The sequence below is a fragment of the Saccharothrix saharensis genome (assembly GCF_006716745.1).
Lineage (GTDB): Bacteria > Actinomycetota > Actinomycetes > Mycobacteriales > Pseudonocardiaceae > Actinosynnema > Actinosynnema saharense.
The window spans coordinates 5325771-5340066 of the sequence record NZ_VFPP01000001.1 but is presented as its reverse complement, the minus strand read 5'-3'; the positions used below and the strand labels follow the sequence as shown (position 1 = coordinate 5340066).

Sequence of the window (14296 nt, the reverse complement as noted above, 5' to 3'; positions counted from 1 at the left end):
TGCGGTGCAGACAATACATAAGCCCGTGGGGGGTTGTGCAACCGGGTTGCCCGGTAGGCTTCCGGGCGGTTCCAGACCCACCTACGCGGAGGTACCGGGCACGTGGCAGACCCGTCGTTCGACGTGGTGAGCAAGGTCGACCGCCAAGAGGTCGACAACGCGCTCAACCAGGCCGCCAAGGAGCTGAGCACGCGGTTCGACTTCCGCGGCACGGGGACGCAGGTGTCCTGGGCGGGCGAGGAGGCGATCACGTTCCAGTCGGAGACCGAGGAGCGCTGCCGGGCCGCGATCGACGTCTTCCAGGAGAAGCTGGTCAAGCGCGGCATCTCGATGAAGGCCTTCGAGATCGGCGACCCGGCCCTGTCGGGCAAGGTGTTCAAGGTGACCGGCAACGTGGTCCAGGGCATCTCGAGCGAGAAGGCCAAGGAGATCGCGAAGAAGGTCCGCGACGAGGGCCCCAAGGGCGTGCAGGCGCAGATCCAGGGCGACCAGCTGCGCATCTCGGGCAAGAAGAAGGACCACCTGCAGGACGTGATCGCCCTGCTCAAGAACTCCGACTTCGGGATCGCCCTCCAGTTCACCAACTACCGATGAAGGGCATCGTCCTCGCGGGCGGCAGCGGCACGCGGCTGCACCCGATCACGCAGGCGGTGTCGAAGCAGTTGCTCCCGGTGTACGACAAGCCGATGGTGTACTACCCGCTGTCGGTGCTGATGCTGGCGGGTGTGCGGGAGATCCTGCTCATCTCGACGCCGGTGGACCTGCCGCTGTTCCGCCGCCTGCTCGGTGACGGCTCCCAGTTCGGCCTGGACGTGTCCTACGCCGAGCAGGCGCACCCGAACGGGTTGGCCGAGGCGTTCGTCATCGGCGCGGACTTCATCGGCGACGACGACGTGTCGCTGGTCCTGGGCGACAACATCTTCTACGGCCAGGGCTTCTCCAAGGTCCTGCAGCACAACGCCACCTCGCTGGACGGCTGCGTGCTGTTCGGCTACCCGGTGAAGGACCCGGAGCGGTACGGCGTCGGCGAGGTCGACGCGCACGGCAGGCTGGTCTCCATCGAGGAGAAGCCGGCGCGGCCGAAGTCGAACAAGGCCATCACCGGCCTGTACTTCTACGACAACGAGGTCGTGTCGATCGCCAAGGGCCTCGAGCCGTCGGCGCGCGGCGAGCTGGAGATCACCGACGTCAACCTGGCCTACCTGCGGCAGGGTCGGGCGCAGCTGGTCGACCTCGGCCGCGGTTTCGCGTGGCTGGACACCGGCACGCACGACTCGATGCTGGAGGCGGGCCAGTTCGTGCAGGTGCTGGAGCACCGGCAGGGCGTGCGCATCGCGTGCCTGGAGGAGATCGCGCTGCGGATGGGGTTCATCAGCCCCGACGAGTGCTACGCGCTGGGCGAGAAGCTGGCGAAGTCCGGCTACGGCCAGTACGTGATGAACGTCGCACGGGAAGTCCGCTAGGTCCGGCGGGCCAGCTCCTCGAGCCGCCGCACGCGGTCGGCGATCGGTGGGTGGGTGGAGAACAGCCTGGCCAGGTTCTCCCCCGCCCGGAACGGGCTGGCGATCAGCAGGTGCGACTGGGTGACCAGGGCCGGTTCGGGCGCCAGCGGCGCCGCCCGCGCGCCCAGTTCGATCTTGCGCAGCGCCGAGGCCAGCGCCAGCGGGTCGCCGGTCAGCTCCGCGCCCGACTCGTCGGCCTGGTACTCGCGGGACCGGCTGACGGCCAGCCTCACGATCCCGGCCGCGATGGGCCCGAGCACGGCGATGAGCAGCAGCGCGAACGGGTTGGGCCGGTCCTCGTCGCCCTCGCCGCCGCCGAAGACGCTGGCGAAGACGGCGAGGTTCGCCAGCGCGCTGACCGCGCCGGCCAGTGCCCCGGCCACGCACGAGATCAGGATGTCGCGGTTGTAGACGTGCGACAGCTCGTGGCCGAGCACGGCGCGCAGCTCGCGCTCGTCGAGCAGGTCGAGGATGCCGGTCGTGCAGCAGACGGCGGCGTTGCGCGGGTTGCGGCCGGTGGCGAAGGCGTTCGGCGCGACGGTGGGGCTCAGGTACAGGCGGGGCATGGGTCGGCGCGCGGTCCTGGCCAGCTCGCGGACGATCCGGTACAGCGCGGGCTGCTCCACCTCGGACACCGGCCGGGCGCGCATGGCGCGCAGCGCGAGCTTGTCGGAGTTGAAGTACGCGTAGGCGTTCACGGCGAGGGCCAGCAGCAGGCCGACCAGCAGGGCCGTGCGCCCGAACAGCGAGCTGACCGCCACGATCAGCCCGCTCATGGCAGCGAGCAGCAACGCGGTCTTCAACGCGTTGAAGTGCTTGTGCACGCTTCGCCTCCGGGTGTGCCTACGTCCTCTCCCTCAACGCGCCCGGCCGGCGCGTGGTTCCGGTACCGGGGCGTGCCGGGCGTGTGGCGGTGGTCTCCGGTGCCGGTTCGGCGCCCGCGTCCAGCGGCGGTGGCGGCGGCACGTGCGAGACCCAGGTGGCCAGCACGTCCCGTTCGTGGACGAGTTCGGCGACCGCCCCCTCGCCGTCCGGGCCGCCCGTGCCGGGGTAGGAGAAGTCCGGCGCCCAGTGCAGGGCGTCGAACGGGCACGCCTCCACGCAGATGCCGCAGTACAGGCACTGCCCGTAGTCGATGGCGAACCGGTCGAGCACGTTGCGCGCACGGGGCCGGGCCGAGCCGGGTTGCTGCTCGACCTCCGTGTGCGAGTCGATGTGGATGCACCAGTCGGGGCACTCGCGGGCGCAGATCATGCACACCGTGCAGTTGGCCTCCAGCAGGGCGATGACGCCGCGGGTGCGCGGGGGCAGGTCAGTCACGGGTGTCCTCCTCGGAGCGCTCGTATCGCGGTCCCCACGACGGGTCGGGGACGCCGGGTGGCGCGGTGCGCCTGCGGCTGGGCGCGGACGTGCCGTCCTCACCCGGTTCGAGCCGGCCGGGCCACGGGCGCACGACGCGGGACGCCAGCACGAAGTCCTTGCGCAGCGGGTGGCCGTTGAAGCCGTCGGGCAGCAGCAGGTGCGCCGGGTCGCCGTCGGCGAGGACGATGCCGAACATCTCCGCGGCCTCGCGCTCGTGCCACGCCGCGCCCGCCCACAGCGCGGCGACGCTGGGCAGCGCGTCGTCCGGCCCGAGCTCGGTGCGCAGCAGCACGCCGTCCTTGCCGTCCGGGTCGAGCACGTGCAGCAGCACGGCGTGCCGCTGCCCGGCCGCGCCGGGGCGTCCCGCGTCCTCGACGCCGAGCCAGTCGAACTGCGCGCAGCCCAGCTCGTCGCGGGCGTGGCGGGCGGCGTCGAGCCACGCGTGCAGCGGCACGTGCGCGGTCGTCTGGCCGAACGCCGTCACCACCCGGGCGTCGGGGACACCGTCGGGGACTCGGGAGGCCAGTACCCCGGACGCGGCGCTCACGACACCATCCGGTGCAGCGCGGCGAGGCCGTCGAGCAGTGCCTCGGGGCGTGGCGGGCAGCCCGGCACGGCGACGTGCACCGGGAGCACCTGGTCGATGCCCTTGGTGACGCTGTAGGAGTCCCAGTACGGGCCGCCGGTGTTGCTGCACGCGCCGACGGAGATCACGTACCGCGGTTCCGGCATCTCCTGGTAGGTCGCGATCACCGCGGGCAACATGGCGTCGGTGACCGTGCCGGAAACGACGAGCACGTGGGCCTCGCCCGCCGCGTGCACGGGGTCGACCCCCAGGGCTTCGAGCTGGTCGGGGCGGTGGCCCTCGAGCGCGGCCATCACCTCGACGCCGCAGCAGGCCAGGCCGAGGTCGAGCACGGTGACCCGGTACGTCGTGCCCCAGTCCAAGGTGGAAACCGTCACGCGGGTGAGGTTAATACGTGGGGGCCCGCCGGGCTGCTGCCCGGCGGGCCCCCAACCCCCCAATACCCCCCTGATTGCTCCCACGTGAACAAGCACCTGGTTGCCACAGAAGTCTCTTACGGATCGCGTATACCTGTCCAGGGAAATCCACCAAGATCTTCGGATAATTTCAGCACGAAGTGTGGTCAAGTTCAGTACAACTAATCGGTAGAACATCATGCTCCGACCCGAGAGGCCCTGCATGTCGACCTCGGCCCAGCTGCTCCTGCCCGCCGGCACCAAGCTCAGCAGGCTCCTGCACACGTCGCCACTACTGCTCGACACCACGTTGGACCAGCTCAGGACGCTGATCGCGGTGTACGAGACGCGGTCGGCCCTGCGCGCGGCCCGGGTGCTCGGCCGCGAGCAGTCCAGCGTGCAGAAGCAGGTCGACACGCTGAACCGCAACTTCAAGTCGTTGTGCGGCGAGCCGCTGGTCGTCAAGCAGGGCCGGGGAAAAGACGTGCTGATCACACCGACCGGCGAGGCGTTGGTCGAATTGGCGCGCACCACGTTGAGCGAGTGGCTGGATTCGATTCACGAGTGCCGGCGCAAGCTCGGCACCACGGTCACCGTCGGCACGACGCGGTTCATGCTCGACTCGCTGGCCAAGGCCTGGCACCACGTGGCGGACGACTTCCGCCGCCGTGACGTGGAGCTGAAGGTCGTGCACATCCGCACGAAGGACATCTGGCAGAGCCTGGAGTCCAAGGAGGTCGACATCGTGTGCGGCAGCGTGGTCACGCACGCGGGCCGCACCAGCGGTGTCGAGGACTTCGACGTGATCGAGTGGCGGCGCGGCGGGTTGGCGCTGCTCACGAACCTGCCGGAGAGCAGGCTGGGCGCGAGCGTCGGCACCGGGGAGCTGCCGAAGCTGCCGCTCGTGGTGCCCGGCGAGGGGTTGATCGCGGAATTCCTGCGCGGGTGGTTCGGATCGGATTATCGGAACGAACTGGACATAGCGGCCGAAATTGACGAGATCCAGTACGGCATGTCGTTGCTGCGGTCCGGGCTCGTCGAGGGCTGCATGATCGTCACGTCGGGCCTGGGCGTGGTGGCGGCGAACAACGAGCTGCGCGAGGGGTCGGGCCTGCGGGTGGTCGAGCTGACCAACGACCGCAAGCCGCAACTGGAGCGGCTGGTCGGGGTCTTCGCCCGCAAGGAGGAGCGGGCGAAGTTCCCGGCCGACCACCCGTTGAACCTGCTGTGGGCGGCGTTCCAGCGCGAGGTGTCGGACTAGCGGACCCGGCCTAGCGCGCCGGGTCCGCCGGGCGTTCCTCGCGGCGCCGTTGGGCTTGGCGCACCAGCCACTCCAGTCCGGTCATCGGCTTGGGGACCTCAGGCTTCTGCCGTTCCACGGGCTCCTCCTGCTCCTGTTGCGGTTGGGGCGACGGACGCTGGGCGTCGAGGTCGTTCATGGCGCGCTCCCTACCTTGGTCGACAGCGAGTGCCGTCGATCGGAGCACCGACGGGGGTCCGTCCGCTAGGGCGATCAGCCCTATGGGTGACGACGGCCGGTCAGCGCCGGCCGGTGGCGAGGGCGTCGCCGTAGCGCTCGGCGTAGCGGGTGGGCGTCTCGCCGAACATGGCGGTGAAGTCGCGGACGAAGTGCGGTTGGTCGGCGTAACCGAGGTCGGCCGCCAGGGCCGCCCAGTCGATCGCGCCGCCCGCCGCCATGCGCTCGGTCACCTCGTGCAGGCGGTAGCGGCGGATCACCCACTTCGGGCCGACGCCGACGTGCTCGGCGAACAGGCGCTGGAGCCGCCGGACGCTGCCGCCGACCTCCCGGGCCAGCACGTCGACCCGCGTGATGGAGGGGTCCTCGACGATCCGGTCGACGATCTCCACCGCCTGCCGCGCCCTCGGGTCGGGCTCGGGCAGGTTGCGCCGGAGCATCGCCTCCACGCCGTCGAGGTCGGCGTGGGCGGGCAGGTGGTCGAACACCGCCGCGGCGGGGACGGTCCGGTCGGTGAGCGACTGGACCGGCGCGCCGAGGAACGGCCGGAACGCGCCGGGGCGGAACGCGACGCCGAACACCCGGCCGGCGCCGTCGAGCTCCTTGGAGACGTGCCCGCTGGACACGCCGGTCACCAGGGCGTCGTCGCCCTGGAACGCCAGGTGGACGTTCGGGTAGGGCACGATCAGCTGGCGGTACGGCCGCTCGTAGCGCCACTCGACCACCCAGTACCGCGCCACGTGCTCGGCCAGGTCGGGTGACGGTCGGTGGAACTCGTGGCTCTGGTGCCGCCGCCACGCCAGTTCGCGCTCGTCCCTCGTCACGCGGCGAGCGTATGTCGCCTTTGTTCAATACACCGGCGCAGTTCCGGCCCTACCGTGGCCCGCATGTCCCGTGAGCAATTGATCGACCATGCCGTGGCGACCGCGTTGGAGGTCGTCGGGAACGTCGAACCGGACCGGATGGACGCGCCGACGCCGTGCGCCGAATTCGACGTTCGCGCGCTTGTGAACCACCTGCTGTTCTGGGGTCCGTCGTTGAACGCGGCCGGGCGCAAGGCGTCCGTGGCGCTGCCCGCGGCCTCGGAGGCGGAAGCGGACCTGGTCTCGGGTGACTGGGCGGCGGAGCTGGCGGCCGTGCTGCGGGACCGGGTCGACGCGTGGCGCGAGCCGTCGGCCTGGGAGGGCACGACGACGTTGGGCGGCCCGCAGGAGATGCCGGCCGCGATGATCGGCGCGATGGTGCTCGGCGAGACCGTCGTGCACACGTGGGACCTGGCGCGGGCGACCGGGCAGGCGGCGGCGTGGGACGCCGGTCTGCTGGAGTTCCTGCACGCCGACCTGCTGCAGACCGCGCAGATGGGGCGTGACATGGGCATCTACGGCCCCGAGGTGCCGGTGCCGGCGGACGCGCCCCTGATCGACCGGGTCGTCGGACTCACCGGCCGCACGCCGTGAGACCGCACGCCGCAACGACCGCTCGGCCAATTCGCGCCCGCTATCGGGAATGCCGATAGCGGGCGTTGTCGTGCCGTTTGCCTCAGCCGTGACTTGGGGCAGCATGGTTCTTCGTCGGGGAAGGCGTTAGCGATCAGCTCAGCACCCATCCCACGTTAGGACGGCACGAGTGATTGTTCCCGAGACCGCCCACCTGGATCCCGACACACCCAACATCGCCCGCATCTACGACTACTACCTCGGCGGGGCGTTCAACCTGCCGGCCGACCGCGAGCGCGCCGCCGTGATCAAGTCCGTGCTGCCGGGCATGGAGATGCTCGCCCGCTTCAACCGCGGCTTCCTGCGCCGCTCGGTGGCGTTCATGGTGGAGCGGGGCATCACCCAGTTCCTGGACCTCGGCTCCGGCCTGCCCACCGCGGGCAACACGCACGAGGTAGCGCAGGCCCTCGCCCCGGACGCCAAGGTCGTCTACGTCGACTACGAGCCGGTCGCCGTCGCGCTCGGCAGGCGCATCCTGCGGAACAACCCGAACGCGGTGATGGTCGAGGCCGACGCACGCCGGGTGGACGCGCTGTTCGCCGATCCCGCCGTGCGGGACGTGCTCGACCTGACCCGGCCGCTGGGGATCATGATGACCGGCGTGATGGTGTTCGTGGGCGACCACGAGGACCCGGTGGGGCTGATGAAGGCCTACCGGGACGTGTGCACGCCGGGCAGCTACATCGCGTTGTCCCAGCTCACGGACGAGCAGGCGGACCCGGAGACCAAGGTCCAGGTCCACGCCATGGTCGAGGCCTACAAGGGCGTGATCGAACAGCTCTACGTCCGCGACCGGGCGGGCGTCGAGGCCCTGTTCGACGGGCTGACCCTGGTCGAGCCGGGCGTGACCCTGATGCCGGAGTGGCAGCCCCACCCGGACACCGACATCCCCACCGGCAGCCCGGCCCACCACCTGGGCTACGCCGCCGTGGGCCGGGTCGACTGACACCCCCGCCGGCCGGCTCGGCTCGAACCGGCCGGCGGGACGTTCGGACCTTCCGACGAGGGGGCGGCCGTGCGCCGATGGAGCGGCGGCACGGGCCGCCACATCAGATGCGACGCGGGCGGACGGGAACCACCCGGTCCTCGGCGCCGGATGCCTCCGAAGCCCGATCGGCGTGCAGCTCGATCAGCAGTTTCGCCAGCTCTCGCTGCCGGGTGCCCGGGCTCGTGACGGACATGTCCGTCACGAGCTCCGCGATGCGGTTCTCGTCGGCACCCTCCCTGAGGGCTGTCGACAAGGTCTGCGAGACCACGTAGCGCTCGAACTCCGTTGAGGTGTTCAGGGCACCGAAGAGGGCAATCCTCCTGCTGCTCCGGTGATCGCCGTGGGCAGTCGCCTCGACCTGCTCCAGCGTCGACTTGGTGACCATCCTGCGCGATCTCCACGGGGAGAGCACGCGGGCACCCAGGACGGACCGTCCGGTTGCGCGAAGCGCCTTGGGGCGATGCCCGAAAACGATCGAGTCGCGAACGACGCTGTATGCGTCCATGTAGAGGGTCAGCGACCGGCCAGGCTCGATCGTGCCGGTGTTCCCCGTTTGCCCGTCCCGTACGGCGACGACATTGGTGGCCATCATCTGCCGCGTGCGGGCGTACCATTTCACCCGGCCGGTGTCGACGCCGACGCTGTGGACATCCACCGGCGCACGGCCGACGTTCACCAGGGTCACCTTCACGACCACGGAGGTCCAGGCCGAGCTGCTCCGGCTGGTCGCTTCGACGTGCGGTAACCAGAACCCGCCGTCGGCCCCGTAGAGAAAACTGTTCCCGTTGACGTGGTAGAAGCTGTACAAGTCGATCCGAGCCCTCAAGCGAGAACCGCTGAGCAGGAACTGGACGACTTGCCAACCCAGGGCGCAAGTGGCTATTAGAGCGCCGGCGATGGACAAGTAGAAAGCGAAGTCGGTTCGGTTCACCCAGTGCGCTCCACGTCGTACCTCCCGAGCGCGGCAACGGCGTCCACGATCTCGCCGCGAGCTGCCGCCCTGGTCGCCGTGGCTCTTCCACGCCGACCAGGGCAGCAGCTCCGCGGCCTCGGAACGGGCTGTTTCAGTCCCGCAGTTCCATCGTGCAGCACTTGGGGCCGCCGCCGGACTTGCGCAGTTCCGAGATGTCCACGAACACCGGGTCGAAACCGCGGCGTGCCACCTGGTCGGCCAGGGCGGTCGCCTCGACCGGCAGGACGACGTGGCGGCCGTCGGAGACGGCGTTCAGGCCCAGGCAGGCGGCGTCCTCCTCGGTCGCGATGATGGCGTCCGGGAACAGGCGGCGCAGGACGCGTCGGCTGCCCGGGGAGAAGGCGTCCGGGTAGTAGGCGACCAGGTCGTCGGCGAGGACGAACAGCGCCACGTCCAGGTGGTAGTAGCGGGGGTCCGTCAGCTGCAGCGAGATGACGGGGACGCCCAGGACCTCCTGCGCCTCGGAGTGGGCCAGCGGGTCCGTGCGGAAGCCCGTGCCGGCCAGGAGGTACCTGCCGGTCCAGGTGAAGTCGCCCTCGGCCTCGTTCGTGCGCTCGGGCATGACGACGTCGCGGTAGCCGTTGGCCAGGAACCAGCGGCGGAAGTGGTCGGCTTCGGCGGCGCGCTGGGGCGCCCGGAAGCGGGAGCCGAGGACCTGGCCGTCGACCACGGTGCCGGAGTTGGCCGAGAACACCATGTCCGGCAGGCCCGGCTGGGGTTCGATGGTCTCGACCCTGTGCCCCAGCCGCTCGTAGGTCTCCTTCAGGGCCGTCCACTGCTCCATCGCCAGCGCCGTGCTGATCGGCTGCGTGGGGTCCATCCACGGGTTGATCGCGTACTCCACGGTGAAGTACGCGGGCGGGCACATCAGGTACCGACGGGTGGTCGGCACGCGCACCTGCGCGGCGGGCGTGGCGACGTCGAGCACGATCGGCTCGTCACCGGGGCCCGCGAAGGAAACCGAGGTCATGGATCGAAATGTAGATTGACCCTCGACCCTCGAACAACGCCGCGATATTGCGTCTTCTAGGGCAGAATGTTGCGTGTGGACACGATCGACCAGCGAATCATTTCACGCCTCATGGCCAACGCCCGGTCCAGCTACGCCGACATCGGCAAGGAGGTCGGCCTGTCCGCGCCCGCGGTGAAGCGGCGGGTGGACAAGCTGCTGGACACGGGCGTCCTGCGCGGCTTCACCGCCGTCGTCGACCCCGAGCAGCTCGGCTGGGGCACGGAGGCGTTCGTCGAGGTGCACTGCCGCGGCAACGTCGCGCCGCACGACATCCAGCAGCGCTTGGAGTCGATGCCGGAGGTGCGCGCCGCCTACACCGTCTCCGGCGCGGCGGACGCGATCGTGCACCTGCGCGCGGCCAACATCCACCACCTGGAGACCGCGCTGGAACGGCTGCGCGCCGTGGAGATCATCGACCGGACCGTGTCGACTGTCGTGCTCTCCCGACTCTTGGACCGCCCACCGGCCCCCTAGAGTCGCCCGCATGGCCGAAGTGCTCCTGCAACGCTCCGACCGCGTGGCGGTCATCACCGTGCACGACCCCGAACGCCGCAACGCGCTCACGCTCGACCTGTCCGACCAGCTCGTGGCCGCCGTCCGGGCCTGCGAGGACGACACCGACGTGCACGCCGTCGTCGTCACGGGCGCACCACCGGCGTTCTGCGCGGGCGCGGACCTCACGGCGTTGGGCGAAGCCCGGGAAGAGGGCCTGCGGCGCATCTACGCCGGGTTCCTCGCGGTGGCCCGCTGCGCGCTGCCCACCATCGCGGCGGTCGGCGGCGCGGCGGTCGGCGCGGGGCTCAACCTGGCGCTGGCCTGCGACGTGCGCCTGGTGAACGCGAACGCGAAGTTCGACGCGCGGTTCCTCCAGCTCGGCATCCACCCCGGCGGCGGGATGACCTGGATGCTCCAGCGGCTGGTCGGGCCCCAGACCGCGACCGCCATGACCCTGTTCGGCCAGGTCTTGGACGCGGACGCGGCGGTATCCCGCGGTCTGGCCTGGGCACGGGTCGACGGCGGGCAGGACGAGCTGGTCGCCGCCGCGGTCGAGCTCGCCCGCCCTTCGGCCGAAGCTTCGCGCGAACTGGTGCGCACCATCAAGGCGTCCATGCGCACGACCGCGACGTTGGACGACCACGCCCACGCAGTGGACGCGGAACTCGTTCCCCAGGTGGCCTCGATCGCGACTCCGGAGTTCCAGGCGAAGCTGGCCGCGATGAAGGCCAGGATCAGCGGCCGCCGGTGACCTGGACAGACCGCAGAACTACCTGTAACTTCAAGTAACAGTTACCGACCGGTACTACTCGATTCATGCCCAGTTGCCGCCCCGCGCACCTGGTGGGACGAACCGTCCCGCAGAGTGGTACAGGAGAAACCGGCACCCAGTCGGGCACGACTACCCTCGCGGAGGGGCACGGGGGCAGCAGCCCCCAGGCGGTTGTGAGGAAAGGGATCGGCGTAGGACATGACTACCGACGTTGGTAACGGCGCCGCGCCAGGTGGCTCGCCTGAGCAGACCGAGCCCGGGGGCACCGCTCCCGGGGCGTACGGGGCGAACGGCGCGGTCCGCAAGCTCGACCGCGTGGTGATCCGCTTCGCCGGCGACTCCGGCGACGGCATGCAGCTCACGGGTGACCGCTTCACCTCGGAAGCCGCCGCGTTCGGCAACGACCTCGCCACCCAGCCGAACTTCCCGGCCGAGATCCGGGCGCCACAGGGCACGCTCCCGGGCGTCTCCAGCTTCCAGCTGCACTTCGCCGACTACGACATCCTCACCCCCGGCGACCGCCCCGACGTGCTGGTGGCGATGAACCCGGCGGCCCTCAAGGCGAACATCGACGACCTGCCCAAGGGCGGGATCCTGATCGTCAACACCGACGAGTTCACCAAGCGCAACCTGGTCAAGGTCGGCTACGCGGCCGACCCGCTCGAGGACAACACGCTCACCGAGACCTACCAGGTGCACAAGGTCGCGATGGCCACGCTGACCATCGGCGCGCTGGAGAACACCGGCCTGGGCAAGAAGGACGCGGAACGGGCGAAGAACATGTTCGCCCTCGGCCTGCTGTCATGGATGTACCACCGGCCCACCGAGGGCACGGAGCGGTTCCTGCGCGAGAAGTTCGCCAAGAAGCCCGACATCGCCGAGGCCAACGTGCTGGCGTTCCGGGCCGGCTGGAACTACGGCGAGACCACCGAGTCCTTCGCGGTCACCTACGAGGTCGCGCCCGCCAAGCTCGACCAGGGCACCTACCGGCAGATCACCGGCAACACCGCGCTCGCCTACGGCATCGTCGCGGCCGGTCAGCAGTCCGGGCTGCCCGTGGTGCTGGGCACGTACCCGATCACCCCGGCGTCGGACATCCTGCACGAGCTGTCCAAGCACAAGAACTTCGGCATCACCACGCTCCAGGCCGAGGACGAGATCGCGGGCATCGGCGCGGCACTGGGCGCGTCCTACGGCGGCGCGCTGGGCGTGACGTCGACGTCCGGCCCGGGTGTGGCGCTGAAGTCGGAGACCATCGGCCTGGCCGTGATGACCGAGCTGCCGCTGATCGTCATCGACGTGCAGCGCGGCGGCCCGTCCACCGGTCTGCCGACCAAGACCGAGCAGGCCGACCTGCTGCAGGCGATGTTCGGCCGCAACGGCGAGTCGCCGGTCGCGATCGTCGCGCCGCAGTCGCCCGCGGACTGCTTCGACGCCGCGCTGGAGGCCGCGCGCATCGCGCTGGTCTACCGCACGCCGGTGCTGCTGCTGTCCGACGGCGCGATCGCCAACGGCTCCGAGCCGTGGCTGATCCCGGACCTGTCCGAGCTGCCCGACCTGACCGTGGAGTTCGCCACCGAGCCGAACGCGCCCGACGGCGAGTCGTTCTGGCCGTACCTGCGCGACCCGGAGACGCTGGCACGACCGTGGGCGGTGCCCGGCACGGCCGGCCTCCAGCACCGCATCGGCGGCCTGGAGAAGGCCGACGGCTCCGGCAACATCTCCTACGACCCGGCCAACCACGACCACATGGTGCGGCTGCGGCAGCGCAAGATCGACGGCATCGAGGTGCCCGACGTCGAGGTCGACGACCCGTCCGGCGAGGCGCGCGTGCTCGTCGTGGGCTGGGGCTCGTCCTACGGCCCGATCGGCGCGGCGGCGCGCCGGGTGCGCAAGCTGGGCATGCCGGTGGCGCACGCGCACCTGCGGCACCTCAACCCGTTCCCGCGCAACCTCGGCGAGGTGCTGTCGCGGTACGACAAGGTCGTCGTGCCGGAGATGAACCTCGGCCAGTTGGCGCTGCTGCTGCGCGCCAAGTACCTGGTCGACGCGATCAGCTACACGAAGGTGCAGGGCCTGCCGTTCAAGGCCGAAGAGCTTCAGGACGTGCTCGCCGACGTGATCAAGGGAGTGTCCGAATGACGGCGACGGAACTGGGCCTGCCGACCGTTGGGGGTCTGGTCGGCGTGCCCACGGCGGACGAGCCGCAGAAGGCCAAGGACTACAAGTCGGACCAGGAGGTCCGCTGGTGCCCCGGCTGCGGCGACTACGTGGTGCTCAACGCCGTGCAGTCGTTCCTGCCCACGCTGGGGCTCAAGCGCGAGAACATCGTGTTCGTGTCGGGGATCGGCTGCTCCTCGCGGTTCCCGTACTACATGAACACCTACGGCATGCACTCCATCCACGGGCGCGCGCCGGCCATCGCGACCGGCCTGGCCGTGGCCCGGCCGGACCTGTCGGTGTGGGTCGTCACCGGTGACGGCGACGCCCTGTCCATCGGCGGCAACCACCTGATCCACACGCTGCGCCGCAACGTCAACCTGAAGATCCTGCTGTTCAACAACCGGATCTACGGCCTGACGAAGGGCCAGTACTCGCCGACGTCCGAAGAGGGCAAGGTCACCAAGTCCACGCCGCTGGGCTCGCTGGACCACCCGTTCAACCCGGTGTCGCTGGCGCTGGGCGCGGAGGCCACGTTCGTCGGCCGCGCGGTCGACTCGGACCGGGCGGGGCTCACCGAGGTGCTGCGGCAGGCCGCCGAGCACCGCGGGTCGGCGCTGGTGGAGATCTACCAGAACTGCCCGATCTTCAACGACGGCGCGTTCGACGTGCTGAAGGACTCCGACGAGGCCGCGCGGCGGATCATCAACGTGGTCGACGGGCAGCCCATCACGTTCGGCAACGGCGAGTACTCCGTGGTGCGGGAGGGCTTCGGCCTGGCCGTGGCCAAGTCGGCGGACGTGTCGCCGGAGGACGTCGTGGTGCACGACGCGTCGGACCTGAACCTCGCGTTCGCGCTGTCGCGGCTGTCGACGCAGGACTTGCAGCACACCGTGACCGGCGTGTTCCGCAACGTGGCGCGGACGACGTACGACGACGCGGCGCGGGCGCAGGTGGAGCAGGCGAAGGCCGCGAAGCCCGCGGACCTGCGGGCGCTGCTGCACGGCAAGGACACGTGGACCGTGACCGGCTGAGACCCAGCACGTGAGAGGGCCCCTGTTCCGCCTCCCGGAACAGG

The 14296-nt window shown here is 70.3% G+C and carries 17 protein-coding genes; 9 read left to right on the top strand and 8 right to left on the bottom strand.

What is annotated here, in order from left to right; all coding sequences use genetic code 11:
* The first annotated feature begins 102 nt into the window (after nt 1-102).
* On the top strand, nt 103-594 hold the full coding sequence (locus FHX81_RS23860) for a YajQ family cyclic di-GMP-binding protein (protein ID WP_141980256.1): 492 nt from the start codon (nt 103-105) through the stop codon (nt 592-594).
* Complete coding sequence (gene rfbA / locus FHX81_RS23855; RefSeq protein ID WP_141980255.1) at nt 591-1463, top strand: glucose-1-phosphate thymidylyltransferase RfbA; 873 nt, start codon at nt 591-593, stop codon at nt 1461-1463. The genes FHX81_RS23860 and rfbA overlap by 4 nt, the downstream gene beginning before the upstream one ends.
* Here rfbA and htpX read toward each other — a convergent pair.
* The 4 genes from htpX to FHX81_RS23835 are packed head-to-tail and all read right to left on the bottom strand — an operon-like array spanning nt 1460 to nt 3827.
* Nucleotides 1460-2326 carry a zinc metalloprotease HtpX gene (gene htpX, locus FHX81_RS23850; protein ID WP_141980254.1) on the bottom strand — a complete coding sequence of 289 codons (867 nt, stop codon included), beginning with the start codon at nt 2324-2326 and terminating at the stop codon, nt 1460-1462. The genes rfbA and htpX overlap by 4 nt on opposite strands.
* A gap of 19 nt (nt 2327-2345) precedes the next feature.
* Nucleotides 2346-2822: a 4Fe-4S binding protein gene (locus tag FHX81_RS23845; RefSeq protein ID WP_141980253.1), complete on the bottom strand. Its 477-nt coding sequence runs from the start codon at nt 2820-2822 to the stop codon at nt 2346-2348.
* Nucleotides 2815-3411, bottom strand: coding sequence for an NADH-quinone oxidoreductase subunit C (locus tag FHX81_RS23840; RefSeq protein WP_246107950.1), 597 nt, complete (start codon nt 3409-3411; stop codon nt 2815-2817). Before FHX81_RS23840 ends, FHX81_RS23845 begins: the two co-directional genes overlap by 8 nt.
* Nucleotides 3408-3827 (bottom strand): NADH-quinone oxidoreductase subunit B, encoded by a 420-nt coding sequence (locus tag FHX81_RS23835; RefSeq protein ID WP_141980252.1) that lies wholly within the window; start codon nt 3825-3827, stop codon nt 3408-3410. Before FHX81_RS23835 ends, FHX81_RS23840 begins: the two co-directional genes overlap by 4 nt.
* A gap of 241 nt (nt 3828-4068) precedes the next feature.
* On the opposite strand from FHX81_RS23835, the gene FHX81_RS23830 reads away from it, so the two are divergent.
* Nucleotides 4069-5106 carry a LysR family transcriptional regulator gene (locus FHX81_RS23830; protein WP_141980251.1) on the top strand — a complete coding sequence of 346 codons (1038 nt, stop codon included), beginning with the start codon at nt 4069-4071 and terminating at the stop codon, nt 5104-5106.
* 10 nt (nt 5107-5116) lie between these two features.
* Here FHX81_RS23830 and FHX81_RS40715 read toward each other — a convergent pair whose 3' ends face one another.
* A complete protein-coding gene (locus tag FHX81_RS40715; protein WP_170232149.1) occupies nt 5117-5284 on the bottom strand; it encodes a hypothetical protein in 168 nt (55 codons plus the stop codon).
* Between the two features lie 100 nt (nt 5285-5384).
* Nucleotides 5385-6146 (bottom strand): AraC family transcriptional regulator, encoded by a 762-nt coding sequence (locus tag FHX81_RS23825; protein WP_141980250.1) that lies wholly within the window; start codon nt 6144-6146, stop codon nt 5385-5387.
* A gap of 63 nt (nt 6147-6209) precedes the next feature.
* On the opposite strand from FHX81_RS23825, the gene FHX81_RS23820 reads away from it, so the two are divergent.
* Entirely contained in the window at nt 6210-6779 is a 570-nt protein-coding gene (locus FHX81_RS23820; protein WP_141980249.1) for a TIGR03086 family metal-binding protein, read from the top strand.
* A 169-nt stretch (nt 6780-6948) separates the two neighbouring features.
* Nucleotides 6949-7764, top strand: coding sequence for an SAM-dependent methyltransferase (locus FHX81_RS23815; RefSeq protein WP_141980248.1), 816 nt, complete (start codon nt 6949-6951; stop codon nt 7762-7764).
* A gap of 103 nt (nt 7765-7867) precedes the next feature.
* Here the strand turns inward: FHX81_RS23815 and FHX81_RS23810 are convergent, their stop codons facing one another.
* Nucleotides 7868-8737: a hypothetical protein gene (locus FHX81_RS23810; RefSeq protein WP_141980247.1), complete on the bottom strand. Its 870-nt coding sequence runs from the start codon at nt 8735-8737 to the stop codon at nt 7868-7870.
* A 133-nt stretch (nt 8738-8870) separates the two neighbouring features.
* On the bottom strand, nt 8871-9749 hold the full coding sequence (ddaH, locus tag FHX81_RS23805) for a dimethylargininase (protein ID WP_141980246.1): 879 nt from the start codon (nt 9747-9749) through the stop codon (nt 8871-8873).
* Between the two features lie 75 nt (nt 9750-9824).
* On the opposite strand from ddaH, the gene FHX81_RS23800 reads away from it, so the two are divergent.
* The 4 genes from FHX81_RS23800 to FHX81_RS23785 all read left to right on the top strand — a co-directional run bounded on the left by FHX81_RS23800 (nt 9825) and on the right by FHX81_RS23785 (nt 14252).
* Nucleotides 9825-10265 carry an Lrp/AsnC family transcriptional regulator gene (locus FHX81_RS23800; protein ID WP_073885978.1) on the top strand — a complete coding sequence of 147 codons (441 nt, stop codon included), beginning with the start codon at nt 9825-9827 and terminating at the stop codon, nt 10263-10265.
* Nucleotides 10266-10275: 10 nt separating this feature from the next.
* Nucleotides 10276-11037 carry an enoyl-CoA hydratase gene (locus FHX81_RS23795; RefSeq protein ID WP_141980245.1) on the top strand — a complete coding sequence of 254 codons (762 nt, stop codon included), beginning with the start codon at nt 10276-10278 and terminating at the stop codon, nt 11035-11037.
* Between the two features lie 219 nt (nt 11038-11256).
* On the top strand, nt 11257-13200 hold the full coding sequence (locus FHX81_RS23790) for a 2-oxoacid:acceptor oxidoreductase subunit alpha (RefSeq protein WP_141980244.1): 1944 nt from the start codon (nt 11257-11259) through the stop codon (nt 13198-13200).
* Nucleotides 13197-14252: a 2-oxoacid:ferredoxin oxidoreductase subunit beta gene (locus FHX81_RS23785; protein ID WP_141980243.1), complete on the top strand. Its 1056-nt coding sequence runs from the start codon at nt 13197-13199 to the stop codon at nt 14250-14252. The genes FHX81_RS23790 and FHX81_RS23785 overlap by 4 nt, the downstream gene beginning before the upstream one ends.
* Nucleotides 14253-14296 lie beyond the last annotated feature (44 nt).